This window comes from Nocardioides sp., assembly GCF_024509035.1.
GTDB lineage: Bacteria > Actinomycetota > Actinomycetes > Propionibacteriales > Nocardioidaceae > Nocardioides.
In genome coordinates this window covers 1-16,289 of the sequence record NZ_JANINT010000448.1, presented here as the reverse complement: position 1 = coordinate 16,289, position 16,289 = coordinate 1, and the positions used below count along the sequence as shown (strand labels likewise).

19 protein-coding genes, 1 tRNA gene and 1 pseudogene are annotated in these 16,289 nt (G+C 72.2%); 6 read left to right on the top strand and 15 right to left on the bottom strand.

The genetic code is table 11. From position 1 onward, the window contains the following. The 3 genes from Q0L15_RS24535 to Q0L15_RS24525 all read right to left on the bottom strand — a co-directional run. On the bottom strand, window positions 1–889 hold an 889-nt coding region (locus tag Q0L15_RS24535; RefSeq protein ID WP_296607476.1), incomplete at its 3' end, for a HAMP domain-containing protein. 19 nt (window positions 890–908) lie between these two features. Next, on the bottom strand, window positions 909–1,598 hold the full coding sequence (locus Q0L15_RS24530) for a response regulator transcription factor (RefSeq protein WP_296607475.1): 690 nt from the start codon (window positions 1,596–1,598) through the stop codon (window positions 909–911). Window positions 1,599–1,654: 56 nt separating this feature from the next. Continuing rightward, on the bottom strand, window positions 1,655–2,146 hold the full coding sequence (locus Q0L15_RS24525; RefSeq protein WP_296607474.1) for a DUF2231 domain-containing protein: 492 nt from the start codon (window positions 2,144–2,146) through the stop codon (window positions 1,655–1,657). 202 nt (window positions 2,147–2,348) lie between these two features. Between Q0L15_RS24525 and Q0L15_RS24520 the strand changes: the two genes are divergently transcribed. After that, entirely contained in the window at window positions 2,349–2,807 is a 459-nt protein-coding gene (locus Q0L15_RS24520) for an Rrf2 family transcriptional regulator (protein WP_296607473.1), read from the top strand. A 16-nt stretch (window positions 2,808–2,823) separates the two neighbouring features. Here the strand turns inward: Q0L15_RS24520 and Q0L15_RS24515 are convergent, their stop codons facing one another. Then, window positions 2,824–3,948: a hypothetical protein gene (locus Q0L15_RS24515; protein WP_296607472.1), complete on the bottom strand. Its 1,125-nt coding sequence runs from the start codon at window positions 3,946–3,948 to the stop codon at window positions 2,824–2,826. A 106-nt stretch (window positions 3,949–4,054) separates the two neighbouring features. On the opposite strand from Q0L15_RS24515, the gene Q0L15_RS24510 reads away from it, so the two are divergent. After that, window positions 4,055–4,507, top strand: a complete 453-nt coding sequence (locus Q0L15_RS24510; RefSeq protein ID WP_296607471.1) for a nuclear transport factor 2 family protein — start codon at window positions 4,055–4,057, stop codon at window positions 4,505–4,507. A 16-nt stretch (window positions 4,508–4,523) separates the two neighbouring features. On the opposite strand, the gene Q0L15_RS24505 is transcribed toward Q0L15_RS24510, so the two are convergent. From Q0L15_RS24505 to Q0L15_RS24485, 5 genes are all read right to left on the bottom strand, one after another. Continuing rightward, window positions 4,524–5,174 carry a DUF2461 domain-containing protein gene (locus Q0L15_RS24505; protein WP_296607470.1) on the bottom strand — a complete coding sequence of 217 codons (651 nt, stop codon included), beginning with the start codon at window positions 5,172–5,174 and terminating at the stop codon, window positions 4,524–4,526. 181 nt (window positions 5,175–5,355) lie between these two features. After that, window positions 5,356–6,474 carry a hypothetical protein gene (locus tag Q0L15_RS24500; RefSeq protein ID WP_296607469.1) on the bottom strand — a complete coding sequence of 373 codons (1,119 nt, stop codon included), beginning with the start codon at window positions 6,472–6,474 and terminating at the stop codon, window positions 5,356–5,358. Window positions 6,475–6,500: 26 nt separating this feature from the next. Next, window positions 6,501–7,769 carry a C39 family peptidase gene (locus tag Q0L15_RS24495; protein ID WP_296607468.1) on the bottom strand — a complete coding sequence of 423 codons (1,269 nt, stop codon included), beginning with the start codon at window positions 7,767–7,769 and terminating at the stop codon, window positions 6,501–6,503. A gap of 345 nt (window positions 7,770–8,114) precedes the next feature. Continuing rightward, a tRNA-Gly gene (locus Q0L15_RS24490) sits at window positions 8,115–8,190 on the bottom strand. A gap of 33 nt (window positions 8,191–8,223) precedes the next feature. Next, window positions 8,224–8,985 (bottom strand): SGNH/GDSL hydrolase family protein, encoded by a 762-nt coding sequence (locus Q0L15_RS24485; protein WP_296607467.1) that lies wholly within the window; start codon window positions 8,983–8,985, stop codon window positions 8,224–8,226. A gap of 63 nt (window positions 8,986–9,048) precedes the next feature. On the opposite strand from Q0L15_RS24485, the gene dcd reads away from it, so the two are divergent. Together dcd and Q0L15_RS24475 are read left to right on the top strand one after the other, a co-directional pair. After that, window positions 9,049–9,624 (top strand): dCTP deaminase, encoded by a 576-nt coding sequence (gene dcd, locus Q0L15_RS24480; protein WP_296607466.1) that lies wholly within the window; start codon window positions 9,049–9,051, stop codon window positions 9,622–9,624. Between the two features lie 26 nt (window positions 9,625–9,650). After that, window positions 9,651–10,595, top strand: coding sequence for a siderophore-interacting protein (locus Q0L15_RS24475; protein ID WP_296607465.1), 945 nt, complete (start codon window positions 9,651–9,653; stop codon window positions 10,593–10,595). A 9-nt stretch (window positions 10,596–10,604) separates the two neighbouring features. Here Q0L15_RS24475 and Q0L15_RS24470 read toward each other — a convergent pair whose 3' ends face one another. The 3 genes from Q0L15_RS24470 to Q0L15_RS24460 form a co-directional block, all read right to left on the bottom strand. Beyond that, window positions 10,605–10,760: a hypothetical protein gene (locus Q0L15_RS24470; RefSeq protein ID WP_296607464.1), complete on the bottom strand. Its 156-nt coding sequence runs from the start codon at window positions 10,758–10,760 to the stop codon at window positions 10,605–10,607. A 32-nt stretch (window positions 10,761–10,792) separates the two neighbouring features. After that, window positions 10,793–11,611, bottom strand: coding sequence for a DUF4097 family beta strand repeat-containing protein (locus Q0L15_RS24465; RefSeq protein WP_296607463.1), 819 nt, complete (start codon window positions 11,609–11,611; stop codon window positions 10,793–10,795). Window positions 11,612–11,685: 74 nt separating this feature from the next. Next, a complete protein-coding gene (locus Q0L15_RS24460) occupies window positions 11,686–12,237 on the bottom strand; it encodes a toxin-antitoxin system HicB family antitoxin (RefSeq protein WP_296607462.1) in 552 nt (183 codons plus the stop codon). A gap of 166 nt (window positions 12,238–12,403) precedes the next feature. Between Q0L15_RS24460 and Q0L15_RS24455 the strand changes: the two are divergent. Together Q0L15_RS24455 and Q0L15_RS24450 are read left to right on the top strand one after the other, a co-directional pair. Further along, a pseudogene (locus tag Q0L15_RS24455) lies at window positions 12,404–14,105 on the top strand (sodium:solute symporter family protein). A gap of 10 nt (window positions 14,106–14,115) precedes the next feature. Beyond that, window positions 14,116–14,400 (top strand): hypothetical protein, encoded by a 285-nt coding sequence (locus tag Q0L15_RS24450; RefSeq protein WP_296607461.1) that lies wholly within the window; start codon window positions 14,116–14,118, stop codon window positions 14,398–14,400. On the opposite strand, the gene Q0L15_RS24445 is transcribed toward Q0L15_RS24450, so the two are convergent. The 3 genes from Q0L15_RS24445 to Q0L15_RS24435 all read right to left on the bottom strand — a co-directional run. Further along, the gene (locus tag Q0L15_RS24445; RefSeq protein ID WP_296607460.1) at window positions 14,385–15,335 is read right to left on the bottom strand and encodes a hypothetical protein; all 951 of its coding nucleotides are present in this window, start codon (window positions 15,333–15,335) and stop codon (window positions 14,385–14,387) included. The genes Q0L15_RS24450 and Q0L15_RS24445 overlap by 16 nt on opposite strands. Before the next feature lie 5 nt (window positions 15,336–15,340). Next, a complete protein-coding gene (locus tag Q0L15_RS24440) occupies window positions 15,341–15,976 on the bottom strand; it encodes a hypothetical protein (RefSeq protein ID WP_296607459.1) in 636 nt (211 codons plus the stop codon). A 95-nt stretch (window positions 15,977–16,071) separates the two neighbouring features. Next, window positions 16,072–16,289, bottom strand: a 218-nt coding sequence (locus tag Q0L15_RS24435) for a hypothetical protein (RefSeq protein ID WP_296607458.1), incomplete at its 5' end; no start/stop codon positions are given.

The following is a 16,289-nucleotide window of genomic DNA, read 5'->3' as shown; positions in this document are numbered from 1 at the left end:
TCACCGCGGTGAGGGTCCGCTCGAGCTGGTCGAGGTGGGCCTCGAGCTCCTGGGTCCGCTCGGACGGGGGAAGGCCCTCGACGTCGAGCCGCACCGCGGTGAGGGGCGTGCGGAGCCGGTGCGAGAGGTCCGCGACCGTCTCGCGCTCGGCGACGAGCAGGTCGTCGATGCGCCCTGCGAGGCGGTTGAGCGCGTCGGCGACCCGGCGCACCTCCGAGGGGCCCTCGTCGGGCGCCCGCGCGGTGAGGTCCCCCTCGCCCAGGCGGTCCGCGGCTGCGGCGGTGCTCGCGAGGTGGCGGACCAGGCGGCGGGACACGACCTCGGCGGCGGCCGCCGCCAGCACCAGCAGCACGGCCGCCGCCGCGCCGAGCAGTGCCAGGCGGCCGCCCAGCAGCGACCGGATGTCGTCGCGTGACGCGTAGGCCGCGACGACGACCTTGCCCTCGGCGGTGCCGGCGTGGACGCTGACCAGCTGGCCGCCCCCGACCTCGCGGACCTCGACGTCCGAGACCGGCATCAGCCGGTTGTCGGCGTCGTCGTCGCCCTCCCGGTCGTCGTGCCTCCGCGCGGCCTCGGCCGCCTGCTCGGCGTACTCACCCGCCTCGCCGGGGAGGGTCGCCCCGAGCATCGTGCCGTCGGGCAGCAGCACCGTGACCGGCGTGGTGTCCTCACGGGCGTTGACCCGGTCGACGTACGCACCGAGCAGGTCGGCGTCCGCGGGACCGGTGCTCACGTAGTCGGCCACGCTGCGGGCCACGTCGGACGCGCCCTCGCGGCTCTCCTCGGTCGCGGTGCGCTGGAGCAGGAGGACCAGCGGGATCGCGAACAGGACGAGCACGGTGGCGGTGGCGCCGACCGCGAGGGCGAGGATCCGGGCGCGCAGGCTCACGCGGCCACCAGGGGTGCCGTCATGACGCGCTGGGGTCGACGAGCTTCACGCCGACCCCCCGCACGCTCACCAGGTACCGCGGCTCGGCAGCGGTCTCCCCGAGCTTGCGCCGCAGCCAGGACAGGTGCACGTCGACCGTGCGGTCGGCGCCACCCCAGGGCATCTGCCAGACCTCGGCGAGCAGCTGCCGCTTGGTCACGACCTCACCGGGGCGCGACGCCAGCGCGAACAGCAGGTCGAACTCCTTGCGGTTGAGCGTCATCTCGGCGCCGTCGAGCATGGCCGTGCGCGAGACCGGGTCGACGACCAGGCCACCGACGACGACGCGAGGGTCCTCGCGCTCGGTCGGGCTCGTGCGGCGCAGGACGGCGCGGACCCGCGCCATCACCTGGGCGGCCGAGAACGGCTTGATCAGGTAGTCGTCGGCGCCGGCGTCGAGCAACCGGACGATCTCGCGCTCGTCGTCGCGCGCGGTGGCGACGACGACGGGCAGGTCGCTGCTCGCGCGGATCAGGGCCAGCACGTCCGCGCCGTCGAGGTCGGGCAGCCCCAGGTCGAGGATCACCGCGTCGGGACGCTCGGTGCTCACCGCCTTGATCGCCTCGACGGCAGTCGCGACCGGGACGACCGTCGCGCCCTGCTCGCCGAGGCCACGGGCGAGCGTGCGCCGGATCTCCGGGTCGTCCTCGACCAGGAGGAGGCGGACCATGTCGGTCACAGTACTGCCGCCCGCCCGTGTTCGGCCCGGAGACTCAGCGGAGGGACTCAGCCGGTCGCCGAGCCGGCGTCGGACCAGGCGGCCTTGGCGCCGCTGTGGCCGATCCGGGCCACCTGCACCCCGGTGCCCACGGCGGCCAGGAGCGCGAGGACGCCCACCACGACGGTCACGGTGCGCATCCGGTCGGCGGTGCCGCCGGCCTCGGGCTCCGCCGTACGCCGACGATCCAGCCACCAGTAGGCGGCGGAGAACACGAACAACGCGATCGTGAGCGGCAGCAGCTGGTCACCGAGCTCGGCGTGCTTCTCCACCAACGAGCTCTCGCCGACCTGCTTCTCGAGGTTCTCGCCGCTCGCGGTCGACAGCGGCGTGAGGATCAGGGCGACCAGGCTGAGGCCCACCGGCAACGGTCCCGCCCAGGCCCGCAGGCGGGGGGAGACGACGACACCGATCACCAGCAGCGCCGCGAGCGGCACCAGGACCGCGGTGGCGTGGACGATGAGGGGGTGCAGGGGCAGGCCGAAGATGTCGGACGGCATCGGGTTCTTCCTCTCTCGCGATCGACGGGAGCCGATCGGCACGGCCGACGATCGCGGTGCTCATCTCAGGCGATCCCCAATGCCTGCTCAAATCCAGATCAAAAAGTCCCGACCGGACCAGGATCTTGTGGCGCGCAGGCGGCTCCGGGCGTACTCCCCAAGGTCGAGTGAACAAGTCGACACATCTGACACACTTGGCCTCATGCGAGTCTCCGCGAAGTCCGACTACGCCCTGCGTGCGCTGATCGAGATGGCCTCGCGTGCGGATGGTCGCGCCGTCAGCGCCGAGGAGCTCGGCCGGCTCCAGGAGATCCCGCACGGCTTCCTCCAGGCGATCCTCGCCGACCTGCGCCGCGCGGGCATCGTGATGTCCCAGCGCGGCCAGTCCGGCGGCTGGCGGATGGGCCGGCCGGCCGCGGACGTGTCGGTCGCCGACGTCATCCGCGCCGTCGACGGGCCGCTGGTGTCCGTCTACGGCCTGCGTCCCGAGGCCGTCAGCTACAACGAGACCGCCGACGTGCTCCAGCACGTGTGGATCGCCGCGCGCCACTCGCTGCGCGACGTCTTCGAGCAGGTCTCGATCCAGCAACTCGCCGACCGCGCGCTGCCGGAGACCGTCACCTCGCGCACGGCGGACGAGGACGCCTGGCAGCCGCACTGACGCGAGAGCGGGGGCCTCAGGCCGACGCCGCCAGGCGCTTCTTGAGCTTGCGCTTCTTGCGCTCGAGCGCGGCGTTGCGCTCCTCGAGCGCCTGGTTGTGCTCGCGCAGCCGCGCCACCTCCACCAGCACGGTCGCCAGGGCGTCCGTGGCCGTCGACAGCCGCTCCTCGGTCGGCACCTCGTCGGGCAGCGCCTGGCCCGGCTCCGGAGACGCCGGCAGCAGCGCCGTGGTGTCGCCGTGCACGTCGTACCCGCCCTCGGCGAGCTGCTTGCGCCAGCGTTCGCCGATCTCGAGCAGCTCGTCGTGGAGGTCGGCCGGGAGGGCCGGCCGCGTGGCCGACTCCGCCGGCCCCTCGGAGAGGTAGCGGCGTACGACGGCGCGCTGGGTGCGGCCGGGCAGCCGGCCGTCGACCGCGCGGTTGACCGTGCGCAGGACCGCGATCCCGGCGGGGTCGGGGGTCGCCGGGACGGCCGACACGGCGTCGGTGAGCGGGAGGGCCGCGGCGTCGAACCCGACGACCTCGCCGACCGCCTTCCAGACGGCCGCGCGCGGGTCCGGGTCGTCCCGCGGCACCACGACGACGTGGAGGCGGTGCGGCTTGCGCACCGCGCCGCCCCACCGCTCCAGGACCTCGCCGAGGTCCTGGCCGGCCCAGAACCGCTGGGCCTGGTCGTGGGCGCGGGCCGGGTCCATGACGCGGGTGCGGAACGTGGCGAAGGACACCGACCGGCCGGCCTCCACGGAGCCGGCCCAGGCGGCGAGCAGCTGGCTGCCGAGGTCGCGGGCGGTGACGATCAGGTGCACCTCGAAGCCGGCGAGACCGTCGAGCAGGAGGTCGACCTGTCCGGGCGTGCACCCGGCGAGCAGCTCCTGGCTGACGACCACGTCGTGGCGGCCGCGGTGTGCGCGGCGGCAGATCGCCGCCCAGACGCCCTCGACCTCGCGGCGCTCGTAGCCCCAGGCGCGGTGGTCGCGGCGGATCTCGATCGCGGCGCGGAACATCTCCTCGGCGGAGATGGAGGGGTGGTCGAGGCCGAGTGCAGCGAGTGCGTCGGCGTGCTCCGCGAGGGCGGAGTCGAGGAAGCCGCCTCCGCTGCGCGGGAGTCCCAGGTGCAGGTAGGCCTTGCGCTTGCGTGCCATGCCTGCACGGTGGCAGCACCGATCGGACGCGGGTCGGACGCCGGGTGAACGCCACGTGACCGCTCGACACTAGAACGTGTTGCAGTTGCGGGCCTAGGATGCGCGCGTGATCACCTCCGACGCCATCACCTGGAACGCGCCGAACGACCCGCACCCGGCTCGAGCGGCGTCGCAGCGCTCGTACTCCGCCGTGGCGAAGGGTGACCTCGCGGAGTGGCTGACGGTCTACGCCGAGGACGCGGTGCTCGAGGACCCGGTCGGGCCCTCGATGTTCGACCCCGAGGGCAAGGGCCACCGGGGCCACGAGGGCATCACGGCCTTCTGGCACCAGGCGATCGCGCCGATCGCGCGCTTCGAGTTCGAGATCACCGACTCCTTCGCCAACCCGGGCAGCAACACCTGCGCCAACATCGGCCGGATCCGCACGTCGTTCCCCGACGGCAGCCACACCACGACCGACCTGATCATGGTGTACGTCGTGGACGAGGGCGGCCGGGTCACGTCGATGAAGGCCTACTGGGAGCCCGAGCGGACGATGGCGAGCTTCACCTCGGCCTGAGCTCTCGGATCGGCCGTCAGGTCGCGCAGTGGCCGGCGATCCACTCGACCAGCGGCCGCAGCGCCTGCCAGTCCGCGCGCACCAGGTCGAGCACCTCCGGGGTGTGGATCACCGGCTCGAACCCGAGCATGTGCCCCGCGACGAGCGACTTGTGGCGCAGCAGCTCGATGCGCGGGTGGTCGGCGTCGTACCCGCGTGGGGTGGTCTTGAGGCGGTCACCGCCGATCTCGAAGCCCCGCTTCTCCAGGGCCTGCAGGATCTTCTGCAGCTCGGGGCCGAAGCGGTCGTGCGCGACCGCCGCGCGGAACGCCGCGAGGCGCGGACCGCTCGCCTCGTAGAAGCCGGCGCCGGTGCGCAGACCGCGGGGGGAGATCTCGACGTACCAGCCGGTGGCCTCGCCGACCCGGACGAACGCGCCCTGGTGGGTCTTGTAGGGCGTCTTGTCCTTGGCGAATCGCACATCGCGGTAGGGCCGGAAGATCTTCGCCGCGCCGAACTCCGGCTCCAGGGCCGCGCACAGAGCGGTCATCGGGGCCTTGACTGCCTCGGCGTACACGGTCTTGTGCTTCTCCCAGAACGACTTGGTGTTGTCGACCTCGAGGTCGTCGTAGAAGTCGAGGGCAGCGACCGGGAAGCCGGTGAAGACGGGGGTCTCGGAGGCGGGCACCTCCCGAGGGTAGCCAGGCGCGAGGGCGGCCACGCGTGACGGGGTGGCGGCGCCCGCTGCAGCGCAACCACCCCGTCGGGGCGTCGGATCCCCGTGTTCCGACAAGGGTCCAACGCAGGGCTCCGGAGGACGTGACGGCCTCGGATCCGATTTCTCGCGGTCGAGATGCGGGGTCGGGCCCTCAGGACAGCGGCGCGCTGACCTGCTCGTCGCCGTCCTCGGCCATCGCCGTCACGGTGAGCGAGTCCCCGCCACAGCGCGGCTCGCTGAGGAAGGCCTGGCCGCCGGGCGACTCGTAGACGACCGAGAGCCCGGACTCGGCGCTCCACCGCATCAGCGCCGCCGGGTCGCCCTCGCGCTGCGGGTCGCGCACGAAGTACGCCGCCCCCGCGCACCAGGTGAGGCTGCCGGCGGTGCCCGGCCCGAGGTCGACGTACGCCTCGCCCGAGCGCGCGTAGAAGTGGGCGTTCTCGACCTGGTGCTCCTTCGGGATCACCGACCAGACCGCGCCGTCCTCGGTGAGCAGGCCGTCCCAGCCCTTGCAGTCGGGCACGCCCGCGAAGGGGGTGACCTCCTCGCCGTCGACGGCGACCAGGGTGCGGCACGCGGGGCTGGAGTCGTCGAAGGTCTGCAGGGCGATGCCGGCGGAGGTGATCCGCGCGTCGGTGAAGCCTTGCCGCTTCGCCGCGCACCAGCCGAGCGTCGACGTGCGGGTGGCGAGGTCGACGGTGGCCAGGCAGTAGGCGCCCGACGCGACCGTCGCGTGCACGAGCGTGCCCTCGCCGAGCGCCCAGGTGCCGCCGGTAGTGGTCGGGATCTCGGAGCGGCCGTCGACGCGGAACGTCTTCCCGGTCGCCAGCTCGGTCACCTCTGCGACCATCGGCCGCTGCTCGGCCTTGTCCTGCAGCACGGCGACCGCCCAGCGGCCGTCGATCAGGGCGTCGGTGACGCGGGTGCCGGGCGTCCCCGCGCCGCTCCCGTGGTCGCCGCCCTCCAGCGAGTAGCTGGCGCCGTTGCGGGGGACGGTGAGGGTCCAGTCGCCGCTGCGGGTGACGACGTCCGCGACCGGGCCGTCGACCGGCCGCCAGTCGAGGAGGTCGGTGGTCGGCTCGAGCGCGGCGGGCTCCTGCGCGGTCCCCCCGGTGGGGGTCGCGGACGCCCCGGTCGACGGGTCGTCCGTCGACGGCTCGCCGCTCGGGGTGGGGGCGGACGACTCGGCGGTGGGCGTCGCGCCGGGTGTCTCGTCAGCCCCCTCGTCGCTGCCGCCGCACGCGCCGAGCGCGAGAGCGAGGGCGGCCACGGGAGCGGCGTACCGCAGCCGGCGCATCAGACGCCGACGTTGTGCGCGTAGTGGGCCTGGTTGCCGCGGTAGCTCTTGTAGGCGTTGCGCCACTGCACCCGGGCGATCGAGGGCTCGGAGGGGTCGAAGCGCGCCTGGTTCCAGGGCTCGAAGTAGCCGAGGAGGTCGGGCTTCTTGCCGCGCTTGGCGTAGCCGCGGCCGACCTGGAAGTGGCCCGACGCGTCGTCGTCGAGGTAGGGGTAGAACTGCTTGAGCAGGTGCGGGTGCAGCACGACCGGTGCCTGGTAGTCGGCGAGGTGGCGCATCATCAGCAGCATCCACTTGTCGAAGCCGTACTTGCCGATGTCGAGCACGATGTAGGGACCGGCGTGGTCCTCGTTGTCCCAGCCGGTGCTCTGGTTGACCACGCGGACCATGTCGTAGACCGACGTGCCGCTGCTGGTCGTGTGCAGGCGCCGGGCCCAGTGGTCCTGCGACTGGACACGGTTGCGCCAGCCCCAGGCGATCATCTGCATCGACGTCGGGCCGCACCAGTAGGTGCGGGTCTGCTCCGAGACCTGCTTGGGGTTCATGATCGCGACGCGTTCGGGGTAGTCGGCCTGCGTCTTGACGCTGGGGGTGCTCGGGGCGGCGGGGGTCGCCGCGGCGCTCGGGGACGCCGTCGTGCTCGGGGAGGCGGAGGCCTTCGCCGCGACGGGTACGGCGGCGCGCGCCTCGGGGTGGGCGGCCAGGAAGCCGTCGGGCAGCGGGACACCCTCGATCTCGTGGCGCAGCAGCCAGACCTTCGCGACCGAGCGTGCGGCCATCGTCAGCTCGGCGCGGTCGGCCTCGGCGCGAGCCGCCGGGCTCATCCGGGCCCGCTGTGCCAGGGCGTCCGCGCTGTCGAGGTCACCGGTCGACTCGACCGCGCCTGCGGGTCGCGCCGCCGTCGTACGGGCGGCGCGGGCCATCCGGGCCCGGACCTCGGCCTCGGAGTCCTCGGTCCAGCCGGTGCCCAGGCAGTAGCGCTGGCCCTCGAGCTCGGCGCACCGCACCGAGGAGGCGGCCAGCTGCTCGGGCGTCGCCTTGGCGGAGACGCGACCCAGCGTGCGGCCCTCCGCGACGACCCGGTCGATCTCGGCCCGCATCTCCGGAGTGACCCGCGACCACCCCGCGGTGGCGGCCGGTCGAAGCGCCCCGGCCTTCTGGCCCGAGGGCAGGATCGCCCCCTCGTCCTCGCCCCGCGGGATCAGTGGGGTGAGCGCGAGCAGCACAGCGAGTGTGCCGACGACGATCAACAGGGTGCGGCGAGACATGGAGCGACCTAACGACGGTGGGGAAGGACCGGTCGTCCCACTGTCACCTCTGGTCACAAGAAGCGTCAAGTTGCCCAATGGTCACAGATCCTCCATGCCGAGTCGGCGCGTCTACGGGCTGCGAGGGGCTCGAGTCGGCGCGTGTGCAGGCCGACGCCCTGCAGATGCGCCGACTCGGTGGTGAACGTGGAGCGGGTGACGAGACTCGAACTCGCGACATCGACGTCGAACAGAGCGTCGCGCTCGCGAGCGCGACCAGTGGGACGTGGAGCGGATGACGAGACTCGAGCTCGCGACATCGACGTTGAGCAGAGCGTCGCGCTCGCGAGCGCGACCAGTGGGACGTGGAGCGGATGACGAGACTCGAACTCGCGACATCGACCTTGGGAAGGTCGCGCTCTACCAACTGAGCTACATCCGCACGACGACGGGCAGTGCCGGCGTCGCCGAGATACTAGTCGATGGCGGCCAGGGTGGGCCGCTTCGGGGTGACCAGGTCGCCGGAGGAGCGTCCGGTGAGCCGGCGGTGGACCCACGGGGCCAGGAACTCGCGGGTCCAGCGGGCGTTCTCGGCCAGGCGTTCGCGGCGGTCGAGCACCGGGATCGGGGCGAGGGTCGGCGGTACCAGCTCGTGGGCGACGCCGAGCGCGTCGAGCACCCGGGTCGCCATGTAGGCGTGGCCGGCGGGGTTCAGGTGCATCCGGTCGGTGTCCATGACGGCGGGCAGCTCGATGTCGCGCATCCGCCACTGGTCCACAAGGGTGACCTCGTGGCGGTCGGCGATCTCGCGGACCCACTCGTTGAACACCGCGAACCGGCCGCGCATCGCGGCGAAGACGCCGGTGGTGCCGGGGTCGAAGAGCGTGAACATCACGACCCGGGCGCCGGTGGCCGTGAGCCGCGAGATGGCCTCCTCGTACCGGGCGGCGAGGGCGTCGACATCGACCCGTGGACGCAGGACGTCGTTGCCGCCGCCGTGGATCGTCACGAGGTCGGGGTCCAGGGCGAGCCCGGCGTCGAGCTGCTCGTCGAGGATCGTCGGCAGCTTGCGGCCGCGGATGGCGAGGTTGGCGTAGCGGAAGTCGGGCTCGAGGGTCGCCAGGTGCTCGGCGACGCGGTCGGCCCAGCCGCGCAGGCCGTTGGGACGGGTCGCGTCGGGGTCGCCGACGCCCTCGGTGAAGGAGTCGCCCAGCGCGACGTAGCGGTGGAAGGTCACCGCCCCATTCTCGCGCTCGTGCATCGGTCCCCCGCGGCGGGCCCTGGCCGGTAGGTTGAGCGCGTGCTGCTCTCAGACCGCGACATCCTCGTCGAGATCGAGGCGGGGCGCATCGCCCTGGAGCCCTACGACGAGGGGATGCTCCAACCGTCCTCGATCGACGTGCGGCTGGACCGGTTCTTCCGGGTGTTCGAGAACCACAAGTACCCCCACATCGACCCGGCGGCCGACCAGTCGGACCTGACGCGGATGGTCGAGCCCGAGGGCGACGACCCGTTCATCCTGCACCCGGGCGAGTTCGTGCTCGGCTCGACGTACGAGGTCGTGACGCTGCCCGACGACATCGCGGCCCGCGTGGAGGGCAAGTCGTCCCTGGGGCGCCTCGGCCTGCTCACCCACGCCACGGCCGGGTTCGTCGACCCCGGCTTCTCCGGGCACGTGACGCTCGAGCTCGCCAACGTCGCGACGCTGCCGATCAAGCTCTACCCGGGCATGAAGATCGGCCAGTTCTGCTTCTTCCGGCTCTCCTCGCCCTCGGAGCACCCCTACGGCTCGGCGAAGTACGGCTCGCGCTACCAGGGCCAGCGTGGCCCGACGCCGTCGCGGTCGTTCCAGAACTTCCACCGCACACCGATCTGAGAGCGGGGTTAGGTTAGCCTAACCTTATGACCACGACCCAGCACCGGCTGCCCATGATCCTCGACGAGGTCCGGGCCGTCCGGGTGGAGCGGCTCTCGCCGTCGTTCGTCCGCGTGGAGCTGGGCGGGGCGTGCCTGGCCGACTTCGGCGTCGACGGCCCGACCTACGACCAGCGCATCAAGCTCGTCTTCCCGTACGCCGGTGGCTCGCTGCCCTCGGTCGCGGACGCCGACCAGGCCTGGCTCAGCACCTGGCTCGAGCGCCCGGTCGAGGAGCGCGGCCACATGCGCACCTACACGATCCGCGAGGTGCGCGGGTCGGGTGCCGACACCCGCCTGGTGGTGGACTTCGTGGTGCACGGCCACGACGGACAGGCCGGCCCCGGGTCGTCGTGGGCCGAGCAGGCCGAGGTGGGCGACCCGGTCGTGCTGCTCGCGCCGCGGCGGGGCGAGCCGTTCGGCGGCATCGAGTTCGCGCCCGGGACGGCCTCGCAGCTGCTGCTCGTCGGTGACGAGACCGCGGTGCCGGCGATCTGCGCGATCCTGGGGCAGCTGCCCTGGCAGGCGCGGGGCGCCGCGTTCCTCGAGGTGCCGACCGCCGCGGACGTGCTGAGCGTCGTCCACCCCGAGGGGGTCGAGGTGGTCTGGCTGCCGCGTGACGGCGGGCCCGTCGGATCCCGCGTCCACGACGCGGTGCTCACGCACCTCGGGGCCCCGGTCCTCCCGGTGGACGAGCCGGTCGAGGTGGACCCCGACCTGTGGGAGACCCCGACGTACTCCTCCTCCGGCGAGGAGGTCGACGCCCCGGTGACCCTGGTGGGGCACGATCTCGAGGGGCTCTACGCCTGGATCGCCGGCGAGTCCGCGATGGTGACGACATTGCGGCGGGCCCTGGTGCGCGACCTCGGCGTCGACCGGCGCCAGGTCGCGTTCATGGGCTACTGGCGCCGCGGCGTCGCGATGCGGTCCTGAGCCGGGCGGTCAGCTCTCGAGGCGGGTGGCGATCCGGCGCATGCGTTGGGCGACGAGCTGTCGGTAGGTGCTGGAGGGGATCCGAGGTGTGCCCGCACGGGCGATCCGCTCGGCGAGCTGCCGGCGGTTGACCTCGGCATCCAGGACGACGTTGCTGTACTCCATGACGTTCTCCTGCGCGTGGGTAGGGGTGGGGGTCAGGCCTGCGTCAGCACGACGTCGCCGCTGACGGTCTTGGCGCGGATCTCGACGTGGTCGGCGCCCTCGGCGGGCTGGCCCGCGTGGGGCAGCTGGGAGCGGATGGCGCCGGTCACGGTCGAGATGTCGGTCCACACGGGGACCCCGGCCGGCACGCCGACCGTCACGTCGCCGGAGGCGCCCTTCATGGTGACCCGTCCCCGCAGCGCCTTGCTCACGACCAGGTCGCCCGAGCCGGTGGTCAGGGCGACGTCGCCCCCGGACTCGCCGACCTTGAGGTCACCGGACCCGGTCTTGACCACGGCGGCGCCCCGGCTGGTCCACAGCTGCACGTCGCCGGAGCCGGTCGAGATGACGACGGCGGCGGACGCGTCGACGACGAGCACGTCGCCCGACCCGCTCTTGGCCCTCAGGTCGGCGCGCGCCGCCTCGATCCGTACGTCGCCCGACCCGGTCTCGACCACGAGGGGGCCCTCGGCGGTGTCGAGCTCGACGTCGCCGGAGCCGCTCTTGAGCTGGGCGGCGCCCACGGCGCCCGAGATGGTGATGTCGGCGCTGCCGGTGCGTACGGCGACCTCGCTGGAGGTCGGCAGGTCGATCACGACGTCGAGCCGGCTGTCGCCGAAGATGCCGCGCTGCTTGGGGCCGATGACGCTGATCTGGTCGCCGTCCTGGCGGACCACGGTCTGGTCGGCATCGCGGCCCGCGACCTGGACGACGGTCTCGGTGGTATCGATGGCCCGGACGGTCACCGAGCCCTTCCCGATCTCGGCGAAGAGCCGGACGGGCCCGGGGGTGTCGAAGCGGTGCTCGGTCATGGTGCCTCCTGCGTGAGGGTGTGGTCGTCCGCGGGGCCGGCCGGTGCCGGTCCCGTGAGTGGGTGCGGGTCGTCCTAGACCCAGCCGGTCATCCGGCGGTTGCCCTTCTTGCCACCGAAGGGGTCGTTGCCCCCGAGGAAGGGGATGCTCGAGAGGTCGATGTCGACGTTGATGGCGCTGTCGCGGGTCGTGGCGGCGCGCACCACGGTGACCAGCCAGGTGTTGAGCGAGTGGCCCGAGCGGGCCGCGAGCTCCTCGGCCTTGGCCTTGACCGACTCGGGGATGCGCAGGGTGATGCGCGCGACGTTGCCGTCGTCCTCGGGCTCCTCGATCGGCGGCGCCGGGGCCGTGGGGGGCACGGGTGGCGTCTGCGGAGTGGTGTGCACGACGAAGTCGAGCTCGCGTCCGGTGAGCCGGACGTCGACACCGCCGTCGGGCATCTCGGCGGTGATCTCGGCGGCCGCCTGCGAGACCGCCTCCATCAGTGCCAGGCGGGCGGCGGGGTCGAGGGCGAAGGCCAGGCGCTCGGTCGCCTCGCGCGCCTCCGGGCCGGCCGCCTCAGCGGCCGCGAGCAGGTCGCGGCGGAGGTTCTCGACGTACGGCGTGATGTCCATGCGCACCACCATGACACCATAGTGGTGTCATGTCAAGGAGTTGTGACGTCATGACGACGTCACGATGATGCCGCAGGTTTGCTCGCGCGGTGGTGCGGGCACGAGATCCGGTGGCCCTTCGGGGCCGTCCCCACCGGATCGGTGCACGAAAGGTCATCCCATGGCGAGTCCGACGGTCCTGGCCAGCGACACGATCATCTCGGCCCATGCGGTCGACTACCTGATCATCGCTCTCTACTTCGCGGTGGTGATCGGCATCGGCGTGGTCGCCCGTCGCCAGATCTCCGACTCGGTCGACTTCTTCCTCTCGGGCCGCTCGCTCCCGGCCTGGGTCACCGGCCTGGCCTTCATCTCCGCCAACCTGGGCGCCGTCGAGATCATGGGCATGTCGGCCTCGGGCGCGGAGTTCGGCCTGCCGACGGTCCACTACTTCTGGATCGGCGCCATCCCGGCGATGCTGTTCCTCGGCGTCGTGATGATGCCCTTCTACTACGGCTCCAAGGTGCGCTCGGTCCCTGAGTTCATGCGTCGCCGGTTCGGCACCGGAGCCCACCTGGTCAATGCGATCTCGTTCGCCGTGGCCCAGCTGCTCATCGCCGGCATCAACCTGTTCCTGCTCGGCAGCATCGTGCACGCGCTGCTCGGCTGGCCCCTGTGGGTCGCGCTGATCGTGGCCGCGGCCATCGTGCTCTCCTACATCACCCTCGGCGGCCTGAGCGCGGCGATCTACAACGAGGTGCTGCAGTTCTTCGTGATCGTCGGCGGCCTGCTGCCGCTGACGCTGATCGGACTGCACCGCGTCGGCGGCTGGAACGGGCTGACCGACAAGATCACCGCCGCCGCCGGACCAGCAGCTCAACTCCTGGCCCGGGCTGCCGTTGACCGGCTTCGACTCCTCGCTGCTCTCGGTGATCGGCATCGTCTTCGGGCTCGGCTTCGTGCTGTCGTTCGGCTACTGGACGACGAACTTCGTCGAGGTGCAGCGCGCGATGGCCTCCAACTCGATCTCGGCGGCGCGCAAGACCCCGATCATCGGCGCCTTCCCGAAGATGTTCGTCCCGTTCATCACGATCTTCCCGGGCATGATCGCCGCGGTGCTCGTCACCGAGATCGGCGACATCAAGGCCGGCGAGTCGGTGGCAGGCGGGGCGTCGGGCGAGGGCGTGGCCTACAACGACGCACTGCTCTACCTGATGCGCGACGTGCTGCCCAACGGCCTGCTCGGGCTGGCGATCACCGGCCTGCTCGCCGCGTTCATGGCCGGCATGGCCGCGAACATCTCGGCGTTCAACACCGTGCTGAGCTACGACCTGTGGGAGCAGTACGTCGTCAAGGACCGCGACGACGAGTACTACCTGATGGTGGGCCGCATCGCGACCGTCGCGGCCACGGTCATCGCGATCTTCACGGCCGGCCTGGCCAGCAACTTCAGCAACATCATGGACTACCTGCAGGCGCTGTTCGGGTTCTTCAACGCCCCGCTGTTCGCCACGTTCATCCTCGGCATGTTCTGGAAGCGGATGACCCCGACCGCCGGTTGGGTCGGCCTGGTCGCCGGTACGGCGTCGGCCGTCGCGGTTGCCTTCCTCAGCGAGGACACGTTCGGTTCGGCGAGCATCGGCGTCATCCCGGTGAGTGGCCAGGGTGCCGCCTTCGTGGCTGCGGGCGTTGCGTTCGTCGTCGACGTCGTGCTGAGCATCGTCGTCTCGCTGATGACCGCACCCAAGCCGGTCGAGGAGCTGCGCGGCCTGGTCTACTCCGAGACCCCACGCGAGGACCTGGTCGATCCCGACGAGGCCTCGCACCCGTGGTACCAGCGCACGATCCCCCTCGCCGGGGTCGCACTCGTCATGGTCGTCATCTTGAACGTCATCTTCTAGAGGAGCCGTCATGTCCCAGAGCTCGACCAGCGCCCAGGGTGGCGCCCAGGGCCGACACACTGCCGGCCTGCTCGACATCCGCACGATCATCGGCGGCCTGATCGGGGTCTACGGCGTGATCCTCACGCTGATGGGCCTGTTCGGCGACGAGGAGTCCGACAAGACCGGTGGCGTCAACGCCAACCTCTGGGCGGGCGTGGCGATGATCGCCGTCGGCGTGGTGTTCATCGTCTGGGCGCGGATGCGGCCGGTCGTCGTGCCCGAGCACCCCGACAGCCCTCACGACGCGGGGTAGAGCGCCACGGACTCCACGCGATGAGCGTCGTCGCGGGAGACCTGGAGTCGTAGTGGGCACCCGTCGCGGGTCGGGGAGAAGACCAGGACCGCGAACGCGTCGTCCGCGCCCGCGAGCGGTGGTGGCGCAGGACAGGGGCCGAAGTCCTCGTCCGCGCCGATGATCCGCAGCGCCGGCACCGCGTAGGTCAGTGGTCGGTCGTCGGTGAGCTGTACACGAGCGGTGGCGGTGCGCAGCGCGTCCAGCACGCCCGTGTCGGCCCACGCCCCGGGGTCGGCGGCCGCATCGTGGTCCAGCACGCTCTCCGTGCCGCCGGCGGAACGGACGCCGACCCGGTCGGCGAACGGCGGTCCGGCACCGCGGCCGTTGGCGAAGTCGAGCAGCTGCCACGCGGTCGAGCGCTGCTGGTAGTCCGTCAGGCAGGTGATGCTCGACGGCACCGCGGTGTAGAGCGTGATCGGGTCACCGCGCTCGTACGTCGTGCCGCGGGGCGGGTCGCTCCCGATCGCCCGGCCCTCGATCTCGCAGGCCCGCACCGGCTCGACCTTCACCGTCAAGCCACGGCTGGTGAGCAGCTCCTCCGCCGCCTGCCGCCCGAACCCGAAGATCGAGGGGACCTGGTCGTCCTCGAGGTGGTCCACCGGTGGCTCGTCCGGCCGGGTGACGGCGACGACGGCGAGCACCGCGGCCAGCGCGACCACGGCGCCGCCGATCGCCCGCCACGGTGGGCGACGCCGCTCACCGGGTCCCAGGACCTCCTCGGTGAGGGCCGCGCGCACGAGCGGGTCCGGGTCCTCGGCACGGCGGATCCGGTGCTGTTGCGCGGCCAGCACCCGTCGTACGAGCGCGGGCGCGTCGTCCTCGTCGACGCCGAGGTCCACCGCAGCGCGCAGGAGCGAGTGCCATCGCGCGTCTGCGTACTCCTGCGGGTCCACCTTCCCTAGGGTTCACCCAGCAGCAAGGAGACCGCCATGAGCGCACCGTTCTCGTCGCTGAAGACCTGGACCGCGAAGTCGTCGATGCACGAGTCCACCGATCCCGGTGCCGGGACGATCGCGACGTGCGTGAGCTTGCGCAGGTCGGGAGGCACCGGGCCGTAGGTCTTCAGGCAGCCGCTGTCCGGGGCTCCGACGTACGCCACGCGGCGATGCTGTGCGAGCACGTCCAGCGGGGAGAGCGGGCACGCGCGGCCGGCGTAGTCGCCGATCTCGGTGCAGGTCGCCCAGGCCGTGGGGTCGACGGCCCGCTTGCGGGTGACGAAGCCCGTGAAGGCGTTGCCGAGGTAGAGGTCGACCTGGCCGGTGAGTGGTGGCAGCTCGCGACCGACGGCGAAGGAGCGGAGGGCTGTCGCCGCCTCCTGGCCGAGGAGGGCCGGCTCTGCCGACGCGCTGGAGGTGGTGCTCGGAGGTGGTTCGGAGGACGGCGCGGACGGCGAGGACGGCGACGGGGTGAGGGTCGAGGGCGTCGCCCTGGGTGTGGAGTCGTCGCTCGCGGTCGACGCCGTGTCCGACCCGCAGGCCGAGAGGACGAGGATCCCCGACAGGGTGATCGCGACTGCTGCCCCGAGCGGCCTCATCGCTCCACCGTACGCGAGAAATGACGAACGGGTCGTGTGCCTCAGACCGCGCCATGGCGCGTCCTGGGGCACACGACCCGTCGGGGTCGCACGGCTCAGAGATCGAAGAGCGAGCCGGCCTCGTGGATGTCGACGTCGGTCTTCGGCTGGTGGGCCCCGCCGCTGGCCTGCGGCTTCGGCTTCTCCTCCTCGGCCGGCTCGGCCGGCGGTGCGGGCTCGGGCTCCGGCTCCGGCTCCGAGGTCGACTCCGGCTCTGCTGCTGCAGGCGCTGTCTCCGCCGCCGTCGCGACCTCCGGCTCGGGCTCGGGCTCGG